Origin of the sequence: Halomonas sp. ND22Bw (assembly GCF_003011945.1) — a bacterium.
GTDB lineage: Bacteria > Pseudomonadota > Gammaproteobacteria > Pseudomonadales > Halomonadaceae > Halomonas > Halomonas halophila.
Genome location: NZ_PXWD01000006.1, coordinates 172,879 through 194,790 on the forward strand (window position 1 = coordinate 172,879; position 21,912 = coordinate 194,790).

Below are 21,912 nucleotides of genomic sequence, written 5' to 3' on the forward strand. Positions count from 1 at the left end.
GGCCGGGCCCGCCCATGATCCGAACGCTCGTCACTCGCCGCTATCGCCGATCGGTCGCGCGCCTCGCGCTGCTGGCGATGTGGCTGGTGGTGGCCGGGCCGCTGATCGGCCAGCTGAGTGCGGCGGGGCCGGGCCATCATGTCGAGCATCACCATGCGCAGGCCCATGCCGCCGGGCACCGGGTGTCGACGGCCGAGGCGCCGGCCAGCACCGAAGGGGGCTCCTCCGCGGCGGTCCTGCACTGGCAGGTGGCCTGCGGCTACTGCACGCTGTTCCAGCAGATGCCGGTGCTCTCCGCGCTGCTGCCGGGCGTCGTTCCCTTGGCCTCCCATGCCATCACCGCCCCGGTGGTGGCGACCCGCGCGGCCCATGGCGGGCCCGCGGTCTTTCCCCAGGCGCCGACCCGCGCGCCACCCCGATATCGCTCGTGATCCCCCCGATGTGAATCGCATCGCCTTCGCTCGCCGGCGTCGACCAGACGCGCGGCGAGGGCGTGCGTCGTCATGACTCTTCGAGCGAGACTCCCATGAGCCACCCTTCCGCAAGCCGTCCTGCCATGCGCCAGAGGGCGCAGGACCTCTATCGCGCCGTCTGGCGCTGGCACTTCTATGCCGGCCTGATCGTCCTCCCGTTTCTGATCTCCCTGGCGATCACCGGTGCCCTTTATCTCTTCCACGACGACATCGATCGCTGGTGGCACGCCGACTTGATGACGGTCGAGGCCCGCCAGACGGCCACGGTCGCCCCCAGCGCCCAGCGCGACGCGGCGCTGGCCGCGGTCGACGGCGAGGCGTTCCGCTACGTGCCGCCGGCCGACGCGACCCGGGCCGCCGAGGTCGACGTGACCCGGCCGGACGGCAGCCGGGTGGCGGTGTTCGTTGATCCCTTTGAGGGCGAGGTGACCGGCCAGATGCCCTACCGCGGCACCGTGATGTGGTGGGTGCGACAGCTGCACAGCCTCAGCCTGTTCGGCAATGAGGCCAGCATGCTGATCGAGATCGTCGGCGGCTGGACCATCCTGCTGGTGCTGACCGGCATCTACCTGTGGTGGCCGCGGGGCCGGCGCGGCGGCGTGGTGTCGGTGCGCGCCCGGCCCGGCAAGCGGGTGTTCTGGCGCGACCTGCACGCGGTGACCGGGCTCTTCGTCGGTGGCTTCCTCCTGTTCCTGGCTGTGACCGGCATGCCCTGGTCGACGGTGTGGGGCAGCAAGGTCAACGAACTGGCCAACGGCCACAACTTCGGCTACCCGGACGGCGTGCGGGTCAACGTGCCGATGTCCGAGGAACGCCTGGCCGAGCGCGAGACCACCACCTGGTCGCTGGAGCAGGCACAACTCCCGACCTCCGAGGCCATGACGGATGCCGGCGCGGCGGCGCCGATCGGCCTCGACCGGGCGGTGGCGATCCTCGAGGCGAAGGGGCTGGCGCCGGGCTATGCGGTCAACCTGCCGAGCGGGCCTGCGGGCGTCTACACCGGTTCCGCCTATCCGGACGACCTGAGCCGACAGCGGGTGGTGCACCTCGACCAGTATCGCGGCGAGGCGCTGCTCGACATGGGCTACGCCGACTACGGCCCGCTGGGGCGCGGCCTGGAATGGGGCGTCAACGTGCACATGGGCCAGCAGTACGGGGTGGCCAACAAGCTGATCCTGGCCCTGGCCTGCGCCGGCATCGTGCTGCTGTGCGTCTCCGCGGCGGCGATGTGGTGGAAGCGCCGCCCGGCCGGGAAGCTCGGGGTGCCGCCGGCGCCGGCCGATCCGCGCCGGCTGCGCGGCGTGCTGGCGCTGCTGGCCATCGGTGGGGCGATCTTCCCGCTGGTCGGCGCCTCAATGATCGTGATGGCCGTGGTGGATGCGCTGGTCAGGCGCCGCGGGGCAGCACGGCGCGCGGTCTCGGTCTAGTCCTTTTCCGGCTAGCCCTTCTCGGCAGGAGGCGGCGGGAAGCGCACGTCGAACCCCCGGGCGTCGAGCTGGCGGATGTCGCTGGGGCGGCCCTGGTCGTCGAGCTCCACCAGGCCGATGCCGGCGCCGTTCCACAGCCGTTCGCCGGCCTTGGCGCGGTCGGGGTCGCGGGGGCGGATGTGCATCGGCCGGCGCTGGGTGAACCAGTTGAGCGGCGAGCGCGGCGCGTAGAGCCAGCGGTTGGCGCGGTCGAAGGCGTCGAGCAGGGTGTCGGGGAAGGCGTTCTTGAGCCCGCTGGAGGTGATCTGCCACAGCCGCGGGCCGCCGCGTCGGTGGCGGATGCGGATGTCGTAGGCGAAGGAGTAGTGCACGTCGCCGGAGAGGATGACGTAGTGCCCCGGGGTGCGCGAGTGGCGGAAGATGTTGAGCATCACGCTGGCCGCGCCGCGGTGGGCCATCCAGTTCTCGGCGTCCACCAGCAGCGGCTTGCCGGCCAGGGTGAACAGCTTCTGGATGCCTTCGATCAGCTTGACGCCGAACATCGGCGCCGGCGAGACGATGATCGCCGAGGGCGCGTCGAGCAGCTGCTGCTGGAAGTCCGACAGCGCCTCCCAGTCCATCAGCCCCGAGGGCCGGCGCGGGCTGCGCTCGCTGCGCCAGCGGCGGGTGCGGGTGTCGAGCACCACCAGCCGGGGCGTGCCCGGCACCTGGAACTCCCAGCCCTCGAAGCGCTGCAGGTGGTGCAGGCAGGCGTCGTGGGGCTCGGCGGGCAGCCAGTCGTCGCTCTCCTTGGCGGCATCGAGCAGCGCGGCGGCCTCGTCCATCGGTGCGGCCAGCCGCTCCGGATCGTTGCCCCAGCCCTGGCACAGCAGGTAGCCCAGCAGGGCGTTGCCGAGAATGCGTCGCGAGAAGGGATGGCCGTAGGCGCAGGCTTCCCAGTCGGCGGTGAGGTTCCAGTCGTCGGTGATGTCATGGTCGTCGAAGATCATCAGCGACGGCACATGGGCCAGCAGCCGGGCGGCCGCCGGTAGGCCCTCGACGAAGCGCTCGAGGATGGCGGCCTCGTCGTCGAAGGCCGCGCCATCGTCGGCGGAGATCGCCGGCTTGCGGATCGTCACCAGCCGCCAGGGCACCGGCGACCATACCAGCAGGTACATGGCCATGACCTCGGCGAAGGTCATCAGGTGGTTGCGGGCGTGGGCCGAGGTGAACACCGGCTTGCGGGCGCCGGCGAAGACGCGCTCGCGCAGGTTGGCGCTGCTCTCCACGTCGGGCAGCAGCTCCTCGCGGCGATAGTAGGTCGCCTCGGCGGCGTAGAGGCCCTGGCTGTCGGCCACGGTGGCGCCCTCGAGCGGCTCGTCGAACAGGCCCAGGCGCCGGATCAGGTCGTGGATCGCCACCAGGGTGGGGCCGGCCACGTCGTCGGCGTAGATCTGATCGCCGGTCATCAGCAGCCAGGCCGGCCAGGCCTCGGCGTCGTCGCGGCGCTCGGCGAGCCAGCCGTCGGCACGCACCAGGGCGTCGGGGCCGTCGTGGTGGGGGCGGCGGCAGGAGCCGTGCAGCAGCCGGCGGTGGTCCTCGGCCAGCACGAAGCGCGGGCGACGGGCCTGCTCGTGCAGCAGGTGCGGGGCCCAGTCGGCGATGCCGGTCTCCTCGCCGCCGTCTTCGCCCGCCAGGCGCAGGTCGTAGTCGATGGCCACGCCGACGGGCAGCGGCGTCTCCAGCGCCACGTCGACCAGGTGCAGCACCGCGTGGCGGCCCAGCGGCAGCCGGCGCACCCGGCGCTCGTTCAGCGCCAGCCGGCGCGGGCCATGGCCCTCCGGGTGCAGCAGCAGCTTGCCCGTCAGCGGCTTCGAGCCGACCAGCCAGATCCGCACGCGGTCCGGGGCGAGGCGGCGCAGGATCGGGCCGGCGAGCACGTCCGGGAGCTCGGCGGAGGCGGCAGTATCGGGGCGGGCGATATCGGCTGACGTCATTGTCGAGGCGCTCCCTGAAGGTGCTGATGAGGTCGGGAGGCGTGAGTGAGCGACACGCCAGGCCCTGCTCGGGTCAGCCCATGGTAGCCGACAACGCGCCGTGGACGGGAGTCGTCTCCCGGCGACGCGGACCCGATTGACCGATGGGTTGGACGCAGGTTTAGACTGAGCCGCATCTCGGAGCAGGCGTCACGGTTCAGCCAGGGAGGTAGCGGATGACCGGGTTTCTGACACAGTGGCACGAGGCGGCGATCACCAGCCTCGGTTTCTTCTGGATGGCGCTCTGGGCCTTCGTCCTGGGCTATCTGATCAGCAGCCTGATCCAGGTGCTGGTGAGTCGCGAGCGCATGCAGCGTGCCATGGGGCGGGACGGCCCCCGCAGCATGCTGCTCGGTACCTTCTTCGGGTTCATCTCCAGTTCCTGCAGCTTCGCGGCCCTGGCCACCACTCGGGCCCTGTTCCAGAAGGGAGCCGGGCTGGCGCCTTCCATGGCCTTCCTGCTGTCGTCCACCAACCTGGTGGTGGAGCTCGGCTTCGTGATCGCGATTTTCCTGGGCTGGCCGTTCGTGGTCGGGGAATACGTCGGCGGCGTGATGTTGATCCTGTTCGCCTGGGCGTTCATCCGCCTGACCTCGCCGGATCGGTTGATCGCACGGGTGCGGGAGCGACTCGGCGGCGAAGACGATGGGGACGATGACGATACGCCCCCTGACTGGCGTCGTCGGCTCACCAGCCGGGAGGGCTGGGAGCGTATCGCACGAACCTATGTCATGGAGTGGCAGATGGTGTGGAAGGACGTGCTGATCGGCTTCAGTGTCGCCGGCATCATCGCTGCCTTCGTGCCGCGTTCCTTCTTCCAGGCGCTCTTTCCGGGGGCCGGAACGGAAGCGGGGGCGCTGGAACTCGTGGCCCAGGCGGTGATCGGCCCGGTGGCCGCCTTTTTCACCTTCATCGGTTCCATGGGCAACATTCCCCTGGCGGCGGTCCTGTTCGACAACGGCGTGAGCTTCGCAGGGGTGATGGCGTTCATTTTCTCCGACCTGGTGGTGCTGCCGGTACTGCGCATCAATGCACGCTACTACGGCTGGAAGATGGCGTTTTATCTACTGGCGGCTCTGCTGTCGGGCCTCGTACTGACGGCACTGCTGCTGCACCTGGGCATGGATGTGCTGGGCGCTCTTCCGGACGCCTCCGTCACGGGGCGCATTACCGAGCGTGAGTTCTTCGCCCTGAACTATGGCTTCTTCCTCAACCTTGCCTTCCTGGCGATGTCCGTGGTCCTGATATGGCTGTGGTGGCGAGCTCCGGCGGAAGAGTGTCACCACCATCACCACGCTGAGGGGAGTCCCTCGCTGGGGGCTCGTGCGCTGCAGGGCCTGGTGGCGCTGTCGCTCGCCTGGCTGGCGGGCGGGCTGCTGCTGGCGCCGCTGATCGGCTGACGCGGCCCTACCAGTGCAGGGGGTAACGGCGGTGGCGGGCCAGATTGTTGACCAGGATGGCGACCAGCAGCATCACCGTGCAACCGAGCCCGATCGGCACCAGCGGGAAGAGCCAGCCCAGCGCATGGACCTCGGGGCCGCCGATCACCGCGATCAGCGCCGAGGCCGCGCCCGGGGGATGCACGGTTTCGGTCAGCTGCATGGCCAGCACCGACAGCGAGACCGCCAGGGCGACGGCCATTGCCGTGGCGCCCAGCCACTGGAAACAGGCCACGCCGATCACCGCCGACAGCATGCTGCCCAGCACCACGTTGCGGGGTTGCGCGAAGGGGCTCGCCGGGGCGGCGTAGATCAGTACCGAGGTGGCGCCGAAGGAGCCGACGACCAGCAGGTGGACGTCCAGCCACTGCTCGCTGAGCCAGGCCACCGCGCTCATGCCGGCGAAGGCGCCGAGCCATGACCAGCAGGCGTCGCGCCAGTCGACGTCGCCGCGTCGATAGCGGCTGCCGCGCATCTTGTTGAAGTAGGTCTTCATCGTCGTTGTCGTGCACAAAAAGGGCGCATTAAGGTGCCAAAATGCACCAGAAAGGTAAAGGTGCGCCCGCGCGACGGGCCTCGGGTTATGCTGGAAGGGCGCATTCAAGGACGACCAGGAGAGAGGCCCGATGGCTCACCATCACGACCATGCTCACTCGCATGCCCACCCTCATGGGCACGGCCATCATCACGCCGGGGCCGACAGCCAGCGTCGGCTGGCCTGGGCGGTGGCGCTCACCGGCGGCTTCATGGTCGCCGAGGTGGCCGGCGGTATCCTGTCCGGCTCATTGGCTCTGCTGGCCGATGCCGGTCATATGCTCACCGACACCGCGGCGCTGGCCCTGGCCTGGTTCGCCGCCCGGCTCAGCCGGCGCCCGGCGGATCACCGCCGCACCTACGGCTACGACCGGGTGCAGATCCTGGCCGCCTTCGTCAACGGCCTGACGCTGATCGCCATCGTGGTCTGGATCGCCATCGAGGCGGTGCGACGCTTCCTCTCGCCGGTCGAGGTAGCCGGCACCCCGATGCTGGTCATCGCCGCGCTGGGGTTCGTGGTCAACCTGGCGGTGTTCGCCATCCTCCACCTGGGCGACCGCGACAACCTCAACGTCCGCGGGGCGGCGTTGCACGTGCTGGGCGACCTGCTGGGCTCGGTGGCGGCCGTTGTCGCCGCGCTGGTGATCCTGGCCACCGGCTGGACACCGATCGACCCGCTGCTGTCGTTGCTGGTGGCGGCGCTGATCCTGCGCAGCGCCTGGCGGCTGACTCGCGAGTCCGGGCATATCCTGCTGGAGGGCGCGCCGGCCTCGCTGGACGTGGCGCGCATCGAACAGGAGCTCCCCGAGCGGCTGGACGGCGTGCATGACGTGCACCACGTCCACGCCTGGTCGATGACGCCGGGGCGCCATCTGCTGTCGCTGCACGCCGCCGTGGAGGAGGAGGCCGACCGCGAGGCGACCCTGGTGGCGATCAAGGCGGTGCTGCTCGAGCGCTTCGACGTGGCCCACGCGACCATCCAGCTCGAGTCTCGCGGCCGCTGTGCCGACGCCCCGGGCCCCGCGGCGGCTGACGATCATCGCCACTGAGGCGGCTCGTCACGGTCCTCTTGTCGCAGATCTCTTACCACAGATCCCCTGCCGCAGATCCTTACCACAGGCCCAGGTGTTCGGTGAGGATGGCGGTGCCGATGCCGATCAGGATCACCCCGCCGAGCACTTCGGCGCGCTGGCCGATCATCACGCCGAGGCGGCGACCCAGCATCACGCCGAGGGTGGCCATCAGGGTGGTGGCGGCGCCGATCGCCAGGGCGGTCAGCAGGATATTGACGTCCATGAAGGCCAGGCCGATCCCCACGGTGAGGGCGTCGAGGCTGGTGATCACGGCGGTGGCGGCGATCAGCCACCAGGCCTGACACCCCGGCTTGGCGGCGGGGGCGTCCTCGTCGGGTTCGGGGGTCTCGAGGCCGGCGCGGATCATGCGCACGCCGAGGACGGACAGCAGCACGAAGACGATCCAGTGGTCCCAGTGGGAGATGTACTCATGGGCGCTCTGGCCCAGGGCCCAGCCGATCAGCGGGGTCAGGCCCTCGATCACGCCGAAGATCAGGCCGGTGCGCAGGGCTTCGCGGAAACGCGGATGGTCGACGGCGGCACCCTTGCCGATGGCGGCGGCGAAGGCGTCGGTGGACATCGAGAAGGCCAGCAGGGTGGTGGACAGCGGGGTCATGGCAACGATCATACCGGCCGGGCGATTCACCACGACGATACGACACGCCCGGCCTTGGGCGCCGTACCGTCGATGGTCTCGCCGACCTGGCGCGTGGCGCTCACACGACAGGCGTGTGGAACGACGCGCCGGCTCACCTGCCACGGCGTTGGCCGACTATGTTGACAGGCGATCTCGCGCGGTGGGCGCGAGCCAGCTACTCCCCAGCGAGGGTCGTCCGGTCGCGATGATGGGGCGACGATAGTGTCCGCCCATGACCGGGATCGACGTAGCCTATCATCGTCGTGGGGCGGTTGCATCCCGGGCGTCGTCGAGGAATGCCCGGGCGTCGCTCACACCAGCTTGCTCTCGCGCAGCCGCAGCAGGCTGGCCGGCGCCGACCAGCTGTCGGCGCTGGCGAAGTCCCAGTAGTCGGCGAAGATCGCATGGCGAGCCGCATCGCCCTCGATCAGGGCGTCGGGGGCCACGAAGTCGAACAGGGTCGCCAGGGTGCGAACCTCGTGGCGCGAGACGCGGCGGATGATGTGCTCCGGGCCCAGCTCCCCGGGGTGGCGGAGTCCGGCGGCGGCCAGCATCTCGGCCAGGGCCTCGCGGGTACCGGCCTGGAAGCGCGCGACCCGGTCGGCCTTGAGCGGCACGTCGAGCCGGCTGCCGCGCAGCGGGTTCTGGGTCGCCACGCCGCTGGGGCAGCGATCGTTGTGGCAGCTTCGGGCCTGGATGCAGCCCAGCGAGAACATGAAGCCCCGCGCCGAGTTGCACCAGTCGGCGCCCAGCGCGATGGTGCGGGCGATGTCGAAGGCGCTGATCACCTTGCCCGCGGCGGCGATGCGCACCCGCTCGCGCAGGCCCGCGCCGACCAGGGCGTTGTGCACCAGCAGCAGGGCGTCGGTGAGAGGCATGCCCAGCCGATTGGCGAACTCCAGCGGCGCGGCGCCGGTGCCGCCCTGTCCGCCGTCCACCACCACGAAGTCGGGGTGTTCGCCTTCCTCGCGCATCGCCTTGACCAGCGCGAACCACTCCCAGGGATGGCCGATGGCCAGCTTGATGCCCACCGGCTTGCCGCCGGAGAGCTCGCGCAGCCGGCAGATGAAGCCGATCAGCTCCCGGGGCGTGGAGAAGGCGCTGTGGGCGGGTGGCGAGACCACGCTCTCGCCCTCGGGCACGTCGCGGGTCGCGGCGATCTCGGCGGTGACCTTGGCCGCCGGCAGGATGCCGCCGTGCCCCGGTTTGGCGCCCTGGGAGAGCTTGATCTCGATCATCTTCACGGCGTCATCGCCGGCGCGCTCGGCGAAGCGGTCGGGGTCGAAGCGCCCCTCGGCGTCGCGGCAGCCGAAGTAGCCGGAGCCTATCTCCCACACCAGGTCGCCGCCGCGGCGATGGTAGGGCGAGATGCCGCCCTCGCCGGTGTCGTGGTAGAAGCCGCCGCGACGGGCGCCGTCGTTGAGCGCGCTGATGGCGTTGGGCGACAGGGCACCGAAGCTCATCGCCGAGACGTTGAGCACGCTGACGTCATAGGGCCGTGCCCGGCCGGCGCCGACGGTCACGCGGAAATCGTCGTCGTCGATGGTCGTCGGGGCCAGCGACGGGTTCATCCATTCGTAGCCGGGGGCCTGCATGTCCTCGAGGGAGCCGAAGGGCTGCTTGTCGATGGTGCCCTTGGCGCGCCGATAGACCAGGCTGCGCTGCTCGCGGGAGAAGGGGACCTCCTCGGTGTCGCGCTGGATGAAGTACTGGCGGATCTCGGGGCCGAAGGACTCCAGCAGGTAGCGTAGGTGGGCGGTGACCGGATAGTTGCGGCTGACGGTGTGGCGGCGCTGAAGGATGTCGTGGGTGCCCATCGCCGCCAGCACGGCAAGGATCAGGGCACCCAGTGCCCAGCCCCAGCCCGGGGCCAGCGCCAGGCCGAGCAGGCAGGCGGCGAGGCCGGCAAGCGTCAGCCCGTAGACGAGAAAACGGCGGGGCGGTCGAGACATCTTCGCACTCCATTGCGATGGGGAAAGGCCCATTGCAAGCCGCGGCCGGGCGAGTGTCAACGCCGGGCCGCCGCGGGACATCCCTTAAGGTTCTCTTAATCCGGGCGGGCGCAGGGTGGAGGCATCCGGCGTCGATCGCCGGCTCGACCAGAAAAGGAGACCACTCCCCATGCCTACCCTGACCGCCACTCCCGATCGCCTCGACGTGCTGCCGGCCCACACCCCGATCGTCAAGCCGATGCCGCCGAGGCTCTCCCCCGACAGCCCGGCGCTGACGGTGCTGACCGACTTCCAGCATGTCGTGCCGCTGAGCGTGCCCGCCGATACTTCCATCGTCGATGCACGCAAGGTCATGGAGCATGGTGGCGTACGCCTGCTGCTGGTGGTCGACAACGACGGCGACTGCGTCGGCGTGCTCAACGCCCGTGACGTGATTGGCGGCCGCCTCATTACCCAGGCCATGCAGCGTCGCGGCATCGACCGCGAGGACGTGACCGTGCGCATGGTGCACACCCCCTGCGCCGAGCTGCACGCGCTGTCGATGGAGCGCCTGGCGGCCCTGTCCATCGGTCAGCTGGTGCGCGAGCTGGAAGCCTATGGCGATCAGCACCTGCTGGTGACCGAAGCCGACCGCCTGGGCCAGCAGCGCATCCGCGGCGTGATCTCGGCCGCCGACATCGGTCGCGCGCTGGGCACCGACGTGGGCACGCTGCCGGAGGCGCGCAGCTTCTCCGATATCTGCCGCGTGGTGCTGGGTCACGAGCTCTGAGGCCTCGATCCGATCCCTCGACCAAGGCCGCAGTGACAGCTGCCGGAGGTCGCGCGACGCTGGACGCCGGACTCGACAAGGAGAGCGTTGCCCGTGAGCGTCGTCGCGACCTTCGATTACATCATCGTGGGGGCCGGTACCGCCGGCTGCCTGCTCGCCAACCGCCTGAGCGCCGATCCCGGGGTCAGGGTGCTGCTGATCGAGGCCGGCGGTCGCGATCGCCACCCCTGGATCCACATTCCGGTGGGGTATCTCTACTGCATCGACAACCCGCGCACCGACTGGTGCTTTCGCACCGAGCCGGCGGCGGGGCTCAACGGCCGCTCGCTGATCTATCCCCGCGGCCGGACCCTGGGCGGCTGCTCGAGCATCAACGGCATGATCTACATGCGCGGCCAGGCCCGGGACTACGACCACTGGGCCGAGCATACCGGCGACGACGCCTGGCGCTGGGAGCGCTGCCTGCCGGACTTCATGCGTCACGAGGATCACTACCGGCTGGACCCCGGCGGCGATGGCGACGCCGCGCACCGCGACTTCCACGGCCACGGCGGCGAATGGCGGGTGGAACGCCAGCGCCTCAAGTGGCCGGTGCTGGACGACTTCGCCGAAGCCGCCGTGCAGGCCGGCATTCCCCGCACCGACGACTTCAATCGCGGCTGCAACGCCGGTGTCGACTACTTCGAGGTCAACCAGCGCAGGGGCTGGCGCTGGAACACCGCCAAGGCCTTCCTGCGCGAGGCCGAGGCGCGCGACGGCCTGACCCTGTGGCACTCCAGCCAGGTACAGCGGCTGACCTTCGGCGCGGGGCAGGGCGGGCGGCCGCGCTGCGAGGGCGTGCGGGTTGCCCGCCAGGGCGAGCTCGTCGAGGCCCGGGCACGCCGCAGCGTGGTGCTGTGCGCCGGGGCCGTCGGCTCGCCGCAGCTGCTGCAGCTCTCCGGCATCGGGCCGGCGGGGCTGCTCGCCGAGCACGGCATCCCGAGGGTTCACGCGCTGCCGGGCGTGGGCGAGAACCTGCAGGACCACCTGCAGATCCGAGCCGTCTATCGGGTCACCGGGGCCAGCACGCTCAATACCCTGGCCGGCAGCTGGGGCGGCAAGGCCCGCATCGGTCTGGAGTACCTGCTGAAGCGTTCGGGGCCGATGAGCATGGCGCCCTCCCAGCTCGGCGCCTTCGCCCGCAGCTCGCCGGAGCGTCCTCATCCGAACCTTCAGTACCATGTCCAGCCGTTGAGCCTCGAAGCCTTCGGCCAGCCGCTGCACGACTTCCCGGCGATCACCGCCAGCGTGTGCAACCTCAATCCCACCAGTCGCGGCTCGGTACGCATCGCCGCCGATAATCCGGCCACGGCGCCGCGCATCGCGCCGAACTACCTGGATACCGAGGAGGATCGCCGTGTGGCCGCCGACTCGCTGCGCCTGACCCGGCGGATCGTTGCCCAGCCGGCCTTCGCCCGCTATGCACCGGAGGAGGTCAAGCCCGGCGCGCACTACCGGAGCGACGAGGACCTGGCGCGGCTGGCCGGCGAGATCGGCACGACCATCTTCCATCCGGTGGGCACCACCGCCATGGGGCGTGACGACGACCCCATGGCGGTGGTCGATTCGCGCCTGCGGGTGCGCGGCGTGGACGGCCTCAGGGTGGTGGATGCCGGCGTCATGCCGACCATCACCAGCGGCAACACCAATTCACCGACGCTGATGATCGCCGAGAAGGCCGCCGCCTGGCTGCGCGACAAAACGTTGTAACGGGGCCGTCATGACTGAGGTATAGTGTCAGGTCTGCGCTCATCGGGGCGCAGGCCGCGTGCCGTGGAGCGGCGAAACGCCTTCACCGCGCGGATTCAACAGGCAATGCGAGGCATGCAAAATGGCGACCGGTACCGTCAAGTGGTTTAACGACACCAAGGGCTTCGGCTTCATTTCTCCGGACGACGGCGGGGACGACCTGTTCGCCCACTTCTCCGAGATTCAGGCCGATGGCTTCAAGTCTCTCCAGGAAGGCCAGAAGGTCTCCTTCGACGTCACCCAGGGCAAGAAAGGCCTGCAGGCGTCCAACATCAAGGCCATCGGCTGAGACGTTGCGTAACGGTTGGCCCCGTCGCCGAGGCGGGGTGAGCCATCATTCACTTTTCATCTAAGTGAATTTCTAAAAATAACTTTTTAGAATATGTGGCGACCGGCACAATAGGGCAGTTCGTACTCTCCCTGGAATGCCCGCCATGTCCCCGGACGCCTGGATCTCGCTCATCGTCGTCGCCGCCGTCTTTCCGATGATGGCGTTGACCCGCATCGGCCCCGACATGGTGCTGATGGGGGCGCTGGTCCTGCTGATCGGCCTCGGCGCGGTCTCCCCCGACCAGGCGCTGGCCGGCTTCTCCAGCAGCGGACTGTTCACCGTCGCCTTCATGTACGTGCTGGTCGCGAGCATTCGCGAGACCGGCGGCATCGATCTGATCATCCGCTACGTGCTGGGACGCCCCAAGGGCGAGCAACGTGCCCTGGCGCGGCTGGTGCTGCCCGTGGCCGGGCTGAGCGGCTTTCTCAACAACACTCCCGTGGTGGCCACCTTCATTCCCGCGGTGCTGAGCTGGAGCCGACGCCTCGGCCTGCCGGCCCATCGCCTGCTGATGCCGCTCAGCTTCGCCTCCATCCTCGGCGGCACCATCACCCTGATGGGCACCAGCACCAACCTGGTGGTGCACGGCCTGATGATCGAGCGCTATCCCTCGCTGTCCATGGAACTGTTCGACATTGCCTGGGTCGGCGTGCCCGTGGCGGCGGTCGGCCTGGCCTATCTGCTGCTGGTGGGGCGGCGTCTGCTGCCGCCGCGCATCGGCGCCGGCGACGTGTTCGAGAACCCCCGCGAGTTCACCATCGAGATGGAGGTGGCCCCGAGCGGCCCGCTGGTCGACAAGAGCGTCGAGGAGGCCGGGCTTCGCCACCTGCAGGAGCTGTTCCTGGTCGAGATCGAGCGCGACGGCAACGTGGTCAGCGTGGTCGGTCCCGGCGAGCGCCTCAAGGGCGGCGACCGGCTGGTGTTCGCCGGTACCTCGGCGGGCGCCGTGGAGCTGCAGCAGATCCGCGGGCTGGTGCCCTCGCATCCCGCCGAGTCGAGCCTGCAGAAGGACTTCAAGGAGCGCCGCCTGGTGGAGGCGGTGGTCTCGGATCAGTGCCAGTTCATCGGCCAGCGCATCCGCGACGGCCACTTCCGCACCCTCTACGGCGCCGCGGTGCTGGCGGTCTGCCGCGGCGGCGAACGGGTGGCGGGGAACCTGGGGCAGATCCGCCTGCAGCCGGCCGACGTGCTGCTGCTGGAGGCACGCCCACCGTTCATCGAGCGCCACCGCCAGTCCCGGGACTTCCTGCTGATCAGCCAGGTCAACGGTTCGGCGCGGCCGGTCCACGAGCGCGCCTGGCTGGCCTGGAGCATCCTTGCCCTGGTGGTGCTGCTCGCCGCCACCGGTATCACCAGCCTGCTCAGCGCGGCCATGCTGGGGGCGGCGGCCGCGGTGCTCTCCGGCTGCTGCTCGATCGGTGCCGCCAAGCGCGGCATGGACACCCAGGTGCTGCTGACCATCGCCGCCTCTTTCGGCCTTGGCCACGCGCTGGAAGCCAACGGCGCGGCCTCGGCGCTGGCCCAGACGGCGCTGGGCTGGGCCGACGGCAATCCCTGGTGGCTGCTGATCGGCACCTACCTGCTGGTGGCGCTGCTGACCGAGCTGGTGACCAACAACGCCGCGGCGGTGATCAGCTTCCCGGTGGTGGTTGCCGCGGCCGAGCACCTGGGCGTGAGCCCGATGCCCTTCGTGGTGGCGGTGATGTTCGCCGCCTCGGCCAGCTTCCTGACCCCGGTCGGCTATCAGACCAACCTGATGGTCTACGGCCCCGGTGGCTACCGGGTCAGTGACTACCTGCGGGTGGGCGCGCCCCTCAACCTGCTGACCGCCGCGGTGGCGCTGGGGCTGATTCCCCTCGTCTGGCCGTTCTAGTTCGCCGCCTGACGCCCCTCGCCGACGCGGACGCTTTGCGCTAGGGTGGCGCTTTTGTGCTGGAGACGAGCCATGAGCGCACCCGACGAGCTGATCATCGAGCCACGCAGCGGACGACCCGCCGACGCCTGCGTGTTCATCCTCCACGGCCTCGGCGCCGACGGCCACGACTTCGAGCCGCTGGTGCCGGCTCTGGGGCTGCCGGACGATCTCGACGTCCGCTTCATCCTGCCCCACGCGCCGCGCCTGCCGGTGACCATCAACGGCGGCATGACCATGCCGGCCTGGTACGACATTCTCGATGCCAGCCTCGATCGCCGCGTGGATGAGGCGCAGCTCAAGGCCTCCGCCGAGCGCATTCAGGGCCTGATGCACGAGCAGATCGCCCAGGGCGTACCCGCCGAGCGCATCATCGTCGCCGGCTTCTCCCAGGGGGGCGCCGTGGCCTATCAGGCAGCGCTGACCTTTCCCGAGCGGCTGGGCGGCCTGCTGGCCATGTCCACCTACCTGGCCACCGTCGACAGCCTCGAGCCCGCCGCGGCCAACCGAGACCTGCCCATCGAGATCCACCACGGCAACGCCGACCCGGTGGTGCCGGAGGCGCTGGGGCAGGCCGCCCGCGACCGTCTCGAGGCGTTGAGCTACCCGGTCCGCTACCGTCAGTATCCGATGCCCCACGCTGTCTGCCCGCAGCAGGTAGCCGATATCGGTCCCTGGATCGCCGCCCGGCTGGGCCGCTGAAAGTGGGGCGGCGCGTTCGGCGTCGCCACCGCGGCGCCTTGCCGAGCGGCGTGTTCAATCGCGTGATCGGACTCTGAACCTGTGGCACACGCGCGGCGAGTGCGTCAGGATGTCGTTCACGGAATCCCGAGGAAAGGAGAAGCCGATGACCCTGTCCGAAGACCTTCGCCTACCGGTGGCCTGCCCGGCCTGTGGTAGCCATGTGATGAGGGTGTCCAGCATCAAGAACCCTGACGATCGCGTTCACTGCGCATCCTGCCAGCGTTTCGTCTGCCTCTATCACGAGGCCTGCACGGTGCTCCGGAAGGGGGCCGGCAGCGAGAGCGAGGCGCTGATCGAGAAGGCCTTCAACCGCGGGCACTGATGCGGCTCTCGTCGCGGCGCCAGACGCCGTCTGCATGACAACGGGCCGGCACCGAGAGGTGCCGGCCCGTGTCGTTCTAGAGAGGACGTTCTGGGGTCAGAGCAGCTCCTCGCCGGCCAGGGCCAGGCGCGAGCGCTCGACGCTCTTCAGGGTGACGTGGCCGGCGTGAGGCCAGTCGCGGAAGCGTTGCACCACCGCCGCCATGCCGCAGGTGTTGGCGGTGAGGTAGGGCGTGTCGATCTGGCCCACGTTGCCCAGGCAGACGATCTTGGTGTTGCGTCCGGCCCGGGTCAGCAGCGACTTGAGCTGCTTGGGCGTGAAGTTCTGTGCCTCGTCGATGATCAGGAAGGTGTCGTTCAGGGTGCGGCCGCGCATGAAGCCCGGGGCGCGGATCTGCACCCGCGATCCCAGCAGCTGGCGAGTGGCCTCCTGGTTCCAGGTGGTGCTGCCGTCGTGCTCGTCGCGCAGCAGGTTGTCCATGTTGTCGTGGAAGGCCCCCATCCAGGGCGACATCTTTTCCTCCTCGGTGCCGGGCAGGTAGCCGATGTCCTCGCTCATCGAGATCGGCGCCCGGGTGAACACGATGCGCTCGAAGCGTTTGGTATCGAGGGTCTGCTGGAAAGCGGCGGCGAGGGTCATGAAGGTCTTGCCGGTGCCGGCGCTGCCGGCGATGGTGACCAGATCGATATCGTCGTCCATCAGCAGGTTCAGGGTGAAGTTCTGCCGGCTGTCGTGGGCGTGAACGCCCCACACGCTGGCGCCGTGGCGATAGTTGGTGAGCAGCTCCAGATGAGCGTTTTTCGGCCCCAGCTCGCGCACCACGGCCTCGAAGCTGGCCTCGTCGTCGCTGTCGGAGACCAGCATGCCCAGGTGCCAGTCGGCGGGAATCTCGCCTTTCAGGCGATACACCACCTTGCCGCTGTCGTCGCGGTCGACCTTCACGTCGGCCTTGAAGTTCTCCCACAGGCCTCGGCCGTCGTGGCCCGCTTCGGGGTAGACCCGGGCGCCGCCGAGCATGGCGTCGCTGTCGTCGAAGGCGCGGTCGGTGAGGTAGTCCTCCACCGGCACGCCCACCGCGGCGGCCTTGACCCGCAGGTTGATGTCCTTGGTGACCAGGATCACCGAGGCGTCGGCACGCTCGTCGCGCAGCCGGCAGGTCTCGGTGAGCAGGCGGTTGTCGGGGCTGTTCTCCAGGTGATCCGGGGTTTCGAGGTCGTCGTAGCAGAGCAGGCGCAGCCGGCCTTCGGGGCCGTTGAGACGCGGGATGGGAATGCCTTCGCGGATCTGGCTGAGATCGACGTTGGCGGTGAGGTCCGAGAGGGTCCGGCTGACCTGCCGGGCGGTGCGGGCGATCTCGCGGATGCCGTTCTTGTGCTTGTCGAGCTCCTCGAGCACGGTCATGGGGATGACCACTTCGTGCTCATCGAACTGGTAGAGGGCGGCGGGGTCGTGGATCAGGACATTGGTGTCCAGCACGTAAAGCCGGGTGGCTTTCTTTTCGATGCGTACCATCGGCGCGGCTCTCCTGATTGTCACCGGGACGACGTCACAACAGATGACGCCTCGATGTCGACACTGTCAGCGCGGGATGTCGGTTCCGTGACAGACGCGACGTGCAGGCCTGGGCTCCGGGCTCACCTCCTCGTTTGATGGCAGCGGTCTCTTCATCAGACCGTCATATGCGGGTTTCGATTCCAGCATGGGTCAAATCTGCTGCTTTGCACAATCGACGTTTTCTCAACGTACCAACGAGAACGACCGGCGCCCCCGGCGCCGGTCGTGGACATTCGTGCGGTCAGCGTCAGGTCAGGCCAGGATCTGCACCTCGTCGCCTTCGAGGCGCAACGGCCAGGTGCGCAGGCGGACCGTTTCGTCCTCCAGGCACTGGCCGTCGTGGAGGCGGAAGTGCTGCTTGTAGAGCGGCGAGGCCACCACCGGCTCGCCCCGGGCGTCGCCGACGATGCCGCGGGCGATGACGTTGGCGCCGGAGAAGGGATCGCGATGATCCACGGCGTAGAGCTCGGTGGCGTGGCCAGGAAGGTAGAAGAGGGCCACCTGGGCCGTCCCCTCGGCGGTCTCGATCCAGGCGGCGACGCCGGAGTGGGCCACCAGGTCGGCCCGGGTGCACAGGGTCTGCCAGGTCTGGGTCATGGTCGGGGCTGCTGCGGTTGCGGTGGTCATGGGTAAGTTCCTCTCATTTCTCGTTCGCCAGGGAGCTTGTGGGGACCACTTCTGAATGATCGGGAGTGAACAAGCTTCCTCGTATATGTATCGGGAAATCGGCGAGCGAGATGAAGCGCTAGGCGCGCGGCGCACCGAAGGCGAGACATAACGGGTTGTTAGGCGAGCCTTCGGGGTGCCGCGCAACGACGCGATTCGCTCGCGCAGCCATTTCCTTTAGGTGGGCCGCAGCTGGCCGCGCTCCTCGGTGACGATAATGTCCGGGTCGGGCCGGGCATCGTTGACGAAGCTGCGGAAGCGCTTGAGCTTCTCCGGGTCGTTGATGGCGCCCGCCCATTCGCACTCATAGTTGTCGATCACGGTCTGCATCTGCGCCTCGAGCTCCTCATTGATCCCCAGGCTGTCTTCGAGCACCACGGCCTTGAGGTAGTCCAGGCCACCCTCCAGGTTCTCGCGCCACACCGAGGTGCGCTGCAGGCGGTCGGCGGTGCGCACGTAGAACATCAGCAGGCGGTCGATGATCGTGATCAGCTGCGCGTCGTCGAGATCGGTGGCGAAGAGCTCGGCGTGGCGCGGGCGCATGCCGCCGTTGCCGCACACGTACAGGTTCCAGCCGTGCTCGGTGGCGATCACGCCGATGTCCTTGCTCTGGGCCTCGGCGCACTCGCGGGTGCAGCCGGAGACCGCGAACTTGAGCTTGTGCGGCGAGCGCAGGCCCTTGTAGCGATGCTCGAGGCGGATCGCCATGCCCACGCTGTCCTGCACCCCGTAGCGGCACCAGGTGCTGCCGACGCAGGACTTCACGGTACGCAGCGACTTGCCGTAGGCGTGGCCGGTCTCGAAGCCGGCCGCGATCAGCTCGCCCCAGATATCGGGCAGGTCCTCCAGCCGGGCGCCGAACAGGTCGATGCGCTGGCCGCCGGTGACCTTGGTGTAGAGCGCGTACTTCTGCGCCACCTGGCCCAGCACCACCAGCTTGTCCGGGGTGATCTCGCCGCCCGGCACCCGCGGCACCACCGAGTAGGTGCCGTTCTTCTGCATGTTGGCCATGAAGGTGTCGTTGGTGTCCTGCAGCGGGATGTGCGCGGCGTCGGTGATCGGCTCGTTGAAGCAGGAGGCCAGGATCGAGGCCACCGCCGGCTTGCAGATATCGCAGCCCAGGCGATGGTCGTGGGAAGCGCCGTGCTTGTCGATCAGCTCGCCGAAGGTCCGGATGCCCTCGACCCGCACGATGTCGTAGAGCGCCTGGCGGGTGTGGGCGAAGTGTTCGCAGATCGACTGATCGACCTCCACGCCGCGGGCCTCGAGCTCGTGGTCGACCACGTTCTTGAGCAGCGCCGCGCAGCCGCCGCAGCCGGTGCTGGCCTTCGTCTCGGCCTTGACCGCGCCGAGGTCCATGGCGCCGGCGTCGAGGCTTTCGCAGATCGCGGCCTTGGTGACGTTGTGACACGAGCAGATGGTGGCGTCGTCGGGCAGGGCGTCGGCACCCAGGGTCGGCGCCCCCTCGGAGGACGGCACGATCAGCGCCGCCGGATCCTCGGGCAGATCGAGGCCGTTGGCGTAGACCTGCATCAGGGTGTCGTAGGCGTCGTTGTTGCCCACCAGCATGGCGCCGAGCAGCTTCCTGCCGTCACCGGAGACCACCAGCTTGCGGTATTCCTGCTTGATCTCGTCGAGGTAGCGGAAGGTCCGGGCGCCGGGACTGCGATTGCCGTGGGCGTCGCCGATGGCGCCCACGTCGACGCCGAGCAGCTTGAGCTTGGTGCTCATGTCGGCGCCCTCGAAGGTCAGCTCGCCGCCCAGCAGGGTGTCGGCGGCGACCTTGGCCATCTGATAGCCGGGGGCCACCAGGCCGAAGATGCTGTTCTGCCACAGCGCCACCTCGCCGACGGCGAGGATCGCCGGGTCGCTGGTCAGGCAGCGGTCGTCGATCACCACGCCGCCGCGCTCGCCGATGTCCAGCGCACAGTCGCGGGCCAGCTGGTCGCGGGGGCGGATGCCGGCGGAAAACACGATCAGATCGGTCTCCAGCACCTTGTCGTCCTGGAACACCATGCGGTGGCGGCTGGCCTGGCCGTCCTCGATGTGCTGGGTGGCGCGGTCGGTGAGTACCTGCACGCCCAGCGCCTCGATTTTCTCGCGCAGCAGCTCGCCGCCCTCGGCGTCGACCTGCATCGGCATCAGCCTGGGGGCGAACTCGACCACGGCGGTGTCGAGATCCAGGCCGCGCAGGGCGTTGGCGGCCTCCAGGCCCAGCAGGCCGCCGCCGACCACCACGCCGGTGGTGGCGTCCGCGGCGGCCGCGCGGATGGCGTCGAGATCGTCCAGGGTGCGGTAGACCAGGCAGTGGTCGCGCTCATGGCCGGGAATCGGCGGCACGAAGGGGAAGGACCCGGTGGCCAGCACCAGCCGCGCATAGGGATAGCGGCCCCGGCCGGTGATCACCTCGCTCGCGTCGCGGTCGATGGCGGTGACTTCCTCGGCGAGGCGCAGCTCGATGCCGTGCTCGGCATAGAAGTCGGCGTCGCACAGGGCCAGCGACTGGGCGTCCCGGCCGGCGAAGTACTCGGAAAGATGCACGCGGTCATAGGCGCGGTGGCGCTCCTCGCCGAACACCGTGATGCGGTAGTGCTCGGTGGCGCCGCGTTCGATCAGCTGCTCGACCAGATGATGGCCGACCATGCCGTTGCCGATGATGATCAGCGGGGGATTCGCTTGGCTGGGCGTGTTCATGCGGCTTCCTCCTGCGGGGAGCGGTCCTGGGCGTGGGGCGTGGCGGGATTCGGTGTCGCGGCATTCGTGGCGTCGAGCAGGGCCCTGGCATCGGCCGGGCCGAACAGCAGCGCCTGACGGCAGGCGTCGAGATGGCGGCCGGCCAGCGCCTCGGCGAAGTACCAGGGGCCGGCGGCGGTATCGCCGAAGAGCACGGCGCCCTCGAGGCGGCCGTCGCGCAGCAGCAGCCGGCGATAGTCGCCGTGTTCGGGGTCGTGGTAGGTCAGCACCTCGTGGTCGTCGTCGGGTTCGATGGGGCCGAAGGCGTACAGCGAGATGCCGCTGATCTTGAGCTTGGTAGCACATGGCCGCTCGACGTAGCGCGGCGTCTCGTCGTCGGGCGTCGTCTCGTCGGGGCAGGTGGCGAGGTGAGCGGCCAGCACCTCGACCTGGCGCCAGATCGGCTCGACCAGGCCATAGGTGCGGCCCTCGAACTCGCAGCATTCGCCCAGGGCGTGGATGGCCGGGTCGCTGCTGGTCAGGCTGTCGTCGACGACGATGCCGCGGTGGACCTCGAGACCGGCCTGGCGACCCAATTCGACGCTGGGCGCGATGCCGATGGCCAGCACCACGCAGTCGGCGGCCAGCCGCCGGCCGTCGGCCAGGCGCACGGCGCAGACGCGACCCCGGCCGTCGTCCTCCAGGCATTCCAGGTCGGCGTCGGTGACGATCTCGAGCCCGCGCCCCTCGAGCTCGGCCTCGAGCAGGCCGGCGGCGGTGTCGTCGAGCTGGCGGTTCATCAGCCGCGAGGCGCGCTGGAGCACGCTCACCGACATGCCATCCCGTTCCGGTGCGCGCTGGTGCAGCGCTCTTTTACGTAATCCCTCGGCGGCCTCCAGGCCCAGCAGGCCGCCGCCGATCACCACCGCGCGGCCGCCGCGCTCGGCGGCGCGGGTCAGGGCGGCGGCGTCGTCCAGATCGCGGAAGGCGTGGACGCCGTCGAGCCCGAGGCCGTCGACCGGCGGCCGCGCGGGGGTGGAGCCGGTGGCCAGCACCAGGCGGTCGTAGGCGATCGCGCGGCCGCCGGCGGTGGTCAGGCGGCGCGCGGCGCGGTCGATGCGCTCGACCCGCTCGCCGAGCACCAGCTCGACGCCGTGTTCGGCGTACCAGTCGGCGTCGCGCAGGGTCAGCGCCTCGCGTTCCATCTCGCCGGCCAGCAGCGGCGACAGCAGGATGCGGTTGTAGGCGGGGCAGGCCTCCGCGCCGATCAGGGTGATGCGGCGCGGCGCGCCCTCGCGCTGTGCCAGCGCCTCGACCAGCCGCTGGCCGGCCATGCCGTTGCCGACGATCACCAGGTGATCGATGGGCGTCGTGAGCGCTGGCGTAGAGCCATCGGGCAACGCCTCTGCGGCTGTCGGGTCATCGGGACTCATCTCGGATTCCCTCCATAAACGCAGAAGACGCCTCGACGCTCCCCGGCATTGGGGAGCGTGGAGACGTCTTCGTCCGGACTTCGAGGTGCGATCGCCGTTGACCGCCGAAGGGCCGTGCCCTCCGTTCTGGCCTGTTCCTATCAAGGTTCGGGCCAGAATCTAGTGAAGAT

Annotated in this window: 18 protein-coding genes; 10 read left to right on the forward strand and 8 right to left on the reverse strand. The window is 69.4% G+C overall.

The window, feature by feature from the left end; translation table 11 throughout:
- Window positions 1–14: 14 nt before the first annotated feature.
- Together CVH10_RS09990 and CVH10_RS09995 are read left to right on the forward strand one after the other, a co-directional pair.
- Entirely contained in the window at window positions 15–431 is a 417-nt protein-coding gene (locus tag CVH10_RS09990; RefSeq protein WP_035592897.1) for a DUF2946 domain-containing protein, read from the forward strand.
- Window positions 432–526: 95 nt separating this feature from the next.
- The gene (locus CVH10_RS09995; protein ID WP_369335774.1) at window positions 527–1,900 is read left to right on the forward strand and encodes a PepSY-associated TM helix domain-containing protein; all 1,374 of its coding nucleotides are present in this window, start codon (window positions 527–529) and stop codon (window positions 1,898–1,900) included.
- Window positions 1,901–1,911: 11 nt separating this feature from the next.
- Here the strand turns inward: CVH10_RS09995 and CVH10_RS10000 are convergent, their stop codons facing one another.
- Window positions 1,912–3,876, reverse strand: a complete 1,965-nt coding sequence (locus CVH10_RS10000; RefSeq protein ID WP_106488577.1) for a hypothetical protein — start codon at window positions 3,874–3,876, stop codon at window positions 1,912–1,914.
- Between the two features lie 215 nt (window positions 3,877–4,091).
- Here CVH10_RS10000 and CVH10_RS10005 point away from each other — a divergent pair, with 215 nt between their 5' ends.
- Window positions 4,092–5,315, forward strand: coding sequence for a permease (locus CVH10_RS10005; protein WP_035592900.1), 1,224 nt, complete (start codon window positions 4,092–4,094; stop codon window positions 5,313–5,315).
- Window positions 5,316–5,322: 7 nt separating this feature from the next.
- Here CVH10_RS10005 and CVH10_RS10010 read toward each other — a convergent pair whose 3' ends face one another.
- Window positions 5,323–5,850, reverse strand: coding sequence for an HPP family protein (locus CVH10_RS10010; RefSeq protein ID WP_035592901.1), 528 nt, complete (start codon window positions 5,848–5,850; stop codon window positions 5,323–5,325).
- 130 nt (window positions 5,851–5,980) lie between these two features.
- Between CVH10_RS10010 and CVH10_RS10015 the strand changes: the two genes are divergently transcribed.
- A complete protein-coding gene (locus tag CVH10_RS10015; protein WP_035592902.1) occupies window positions 5,981–6,937 on the forward strand; it encodes a cation diffusion facilitator family transporter in 957 nt (318 codons plus the stop codon).
- Window positions 6,938–6,998: 61 nt separating this feature from the next.
- Here CVH10_RS10015 and mntP read toward each other — a convergent pair whose 3' ends face one another.
- Window positions 6,999–7,577, reverse strand: coding sequence for a manganese efflux pump MntP (gene mntP / locus CVH10_RS10020; protein ID WP_106488578.1), 579 nt, complete (start codon window positions 7,575–7,577; stop codon window positions 6,999–7,001).
- Between the two features lie 332 nt (window positions 7,578–7,909).
- Complete coding sequence (locus CVH10_RS10025; RefSeq protein ID WP_106488579.1) at window positions 7,910–9,550, reverse strand: FMN-binding glutamate synthase family protein; 1,641 nt, start codon at window positions 9,548–9,550, stop codon at window positions 7,910–7,912.
- Between the two features lie 169 nt (window positions 9,551–9,719).
- On the opposite strand from CVH10_RS10025, the gene CVH10_RS10030 reads away from it, so the two are divergent.
- From CVH10_RS10030 to CVH10_RS10055, 6 genes are all read left to right on the forward strand, one after another.
- Window positions 9,720–10,319, forward strand: a complete 600-nt coding sequence (locus tag CVH10_RS10030; protein WP_035592905.1) for a CBS domain-containing protein — start codon at window positions 9,720–9,722, stop codon at window positions 10,317–10,319.
- Window positions 10,320–10,412: 93 nt separating this feature from the next.
- Window positions 10,413–12,068 (forward strand): GMC family oxidoreductase, encoded by a 1,656-nt coding sequence (locus tag CVH10_RS10035; RefSeq protein WP_369335775.1) that lies wholly within the window; start codon window positions 10,413–10,415, stop codon window positions 12,066–12,068.
- A gap of 121 nt (window positions 12,069–12,189) precedes the next feature.
- On the forward strand, window positions 12,190–12,396 hold the full coding sequence (locus CVH10_RS10040; protein WP_035592907.1) for a cold-shock protein: 207 nt from the start codon (window positions 12,190–12,192) through the stop codon (window positions 12,394–12,396).
- Window positions 12,397–12,541: 145 nt separating this feature from the next.
- A complete protein-coding gene (locus CVH10_RS10045; protein ID WP_035592908.1) occupies window positions 12,542–14,311 on the forward strand; it encodes an SLC13 family permease in 1,770 nt (589 codons plus the stop codon).
- 72 nt (window positions 14,312–14,383) lie between these two features.
- Window positions 14,384–15,052 (forward strand): alpha/beta hydrolase, encoded by a 669-nt coding sequence (locus CVH10_RS10050; protein WP_106488581.1) that lies wholly within the window; start codon window positions 14,384–14,386, stop codon window positions 15,050–15,052.
- A gap of 145 nt (window positions 15,053–15,197) precedes the next feature.
- Window positions 15,198–15,416, forward strand: coding sequence for a hypothetical protein (locus CVH10_RS10055; RefSeq protein ID WP_035592910.1), 219 nt, complete (start codon window positions 15,198–15,200; stop codon window positions 15,414–15,416).
- Window positions 15,417–15,512: 96 nt separating this feature from the next.
- Here the strand turns inward: CVH10_RS10055 and CVH10_RS10060 are convergent, their stop codons facing one another.
- The 4 genes from CVH10_RS10060 to CVH10_RS10075 all read right to left on the reverse strand — a co-directional run bounded on the left by CVH10_RS10060 (window position 15,513) and on the right by CVH10_RS10075 (window position 21,742).
- Window positions 15,513–16,928: a PhoH family protein gene (locus CVH10_RS10060; protein WP_035592911.1), complete on the reverse strand. Its 1,416-nt coding sequence runs from the start codon at window positions 16,926–16,928 to the stop codon at window positions 15,513–15,515.
- A gap of 294 nt (window positions 16,929–17,222) precedes the next feature.
- Window positions 17,223–17,597, reverse strand: a complete 375-nt coding sequence (gene nirD / locus CVH10_RS10065; protein WP_035592912.1) for a nitrite reductase small subunit NirD — start codon at window positions 17,595–17,597, stop codon at window positions 17,223–17,225.
- A gap of 216 nt (window positions 17,598–17,813) precedes the next feature.
- A complete protein-coding gene (gene nirB, locus CVH10_RS10070; RefSeq protein WP_106488582.1) occupies window positions 17,814–20,330 on the reverse strand; it encodes a nitrite reductase large subunit NirB in 2,517 nt (838 codons plus the stop codon).
- On the reverse strand, window positions 20,327–21,742 hold the full coding sequence (locus tag CVH10_RS10075; protein WP_052052333.1) for an NAD(P)/FAD-dependent oxidoreductase: 1,416 nt from the start codon (window positions 21,740–21,742) through the stop codon (window positions 20,327–20,329). Before CVH10_RS10075 ends, nirB begins: the two co-directional genes overlap by 4 nt.
- Window positions 21,743–21,912 lie beyond the last annotated feature (170 nt).

What these genes read in the sequence shown, in the direction of transcription:
- CVH10_RS09990 (WP_035592897.1), top strand. Translation starts at nt 15, where the DNA reads ATGATCCGAACGCTCGTCACTCGCCGCTATCGCCGATCGGTCGCGCGC.
- CVH10_RS09995 (WP_369335774.1), top strand. Translation starts at nt 527, where the DNA reads ATGAGCCACCCTTCCGCAAGCCGTCCTGCCATGCGCCAGAGGGCGCAG.
- CVH10_RS10000 (WP_106488577.1), bottom strand. Translation starts at nt 3,876, where the DNA reads ATGACGTCAGCCGATATCGCCCGCCCCGATACTGCCGCCTCCGCCGAG.
- CVH10_RS10005 (WP_035592900.1), top strand. Translation starts at nt 4,092, where the DNA reads ATGACCGGGTTTCTGACACAGTGGCACGAGGCGGCGATCACCAGCCTC.
- CVH10_RS10010 (WP_035592901.1), bottom strand. Translation starts at nt 5,850, where the DNA reads ATGAAGACCTACTTCAACAAGATGCGCGGCAGCCGCTATCGACGCGGC.
- CVH10_RS10015 (WP_035592902.1), top strand. Translation starts at nt 5,981, where the DNA reads ATGGCTCACCATCACGACCATGCTCACTCGCATGCCCACCCTCATGGG.
- mntP (WP_106488578.1), bottom strand. Translation starts at nt 7,577, where the DNA reads ATGACCCCGCTGTCCACCACCCTGCTGGCCTTCTCGATGTCCACCGAC.
- CVH10_RS10025 (WP_106488579.1), bottom strand. Translation starts at nt 9,550, where the DNA reads ATGTCTCGACCGCCCCGCCGTTTTCTCGTCTACGGGCTGACGCTTGCC.
- CVH10_RS10030 (WP_035592905.1), top strand. Translation starts at nt 9,720, where the DNA reads ATGCCTACCCTGACCGCCACTCCCGATCGCCTCGACGTGCTGCCGGCC.
- CVH10_RS10040 (WP_035592907.1), top strand. Translation starts at nt 12,190, where the DNA reads ATGGCGACCGGTACCGTCAAGTGGTTTAACGACACCAAGGGCTTCGGC.
- CVH10_RS10045 (WP_035592908.1), top strand. Translation starts at nt 12,542, where the DNA reads ATGTCCCCGGACGCCTGGATCTCGCTCATCGTCGTCGCCGCCGTCTTT.
- CVH10_RS10050 (WP_106488581.1), top strand. Translation starts at nt 14,384, where the DNA reads ATGAGCGCACCCGACGAGCTGATCATCGAGCCACGCAGCGGACGACCC.
- CVH10_RS10055 (WP_035592910.1), top strand. Translation starts at nt 15,198, where the DNA reads ATGACCCTGTCCGAAGACCTTCGCCTACCGGTGGCCTGCCCGGCCTGT.
- CVH10_RS10060 (WP_035592911.1), bottom strand. Translation starts at nt 16,928, where the DNA reads ATGGTACGCATCGAAAAGAAAGCCACCCGGCTTTACGTGCTGGACACC.
- nirD (WP_035592912.1), bottom strand. Translation starts at nt 17,597, where the DNA reads ATGACCACCGCAACCGCAGCAGCCCCGACCATGACCCAGACCTGGCAG.
- nirB (WP_106488582.1), bottom strand. Translation starts at nt 20,330, where the DNA reads ATGAACACGCCCAGCCAAGCGAATCCCCCGCTGATCATCATCGGCAAC.
- CVH10_RS10075 (WP_052052333.1), bottom strand. Translation starts at nt 21,742, where the DNA reads ATGAGTCCCGATGACCCGACAGCCGCAGAGGCGTTGCCCGATGGCTCT.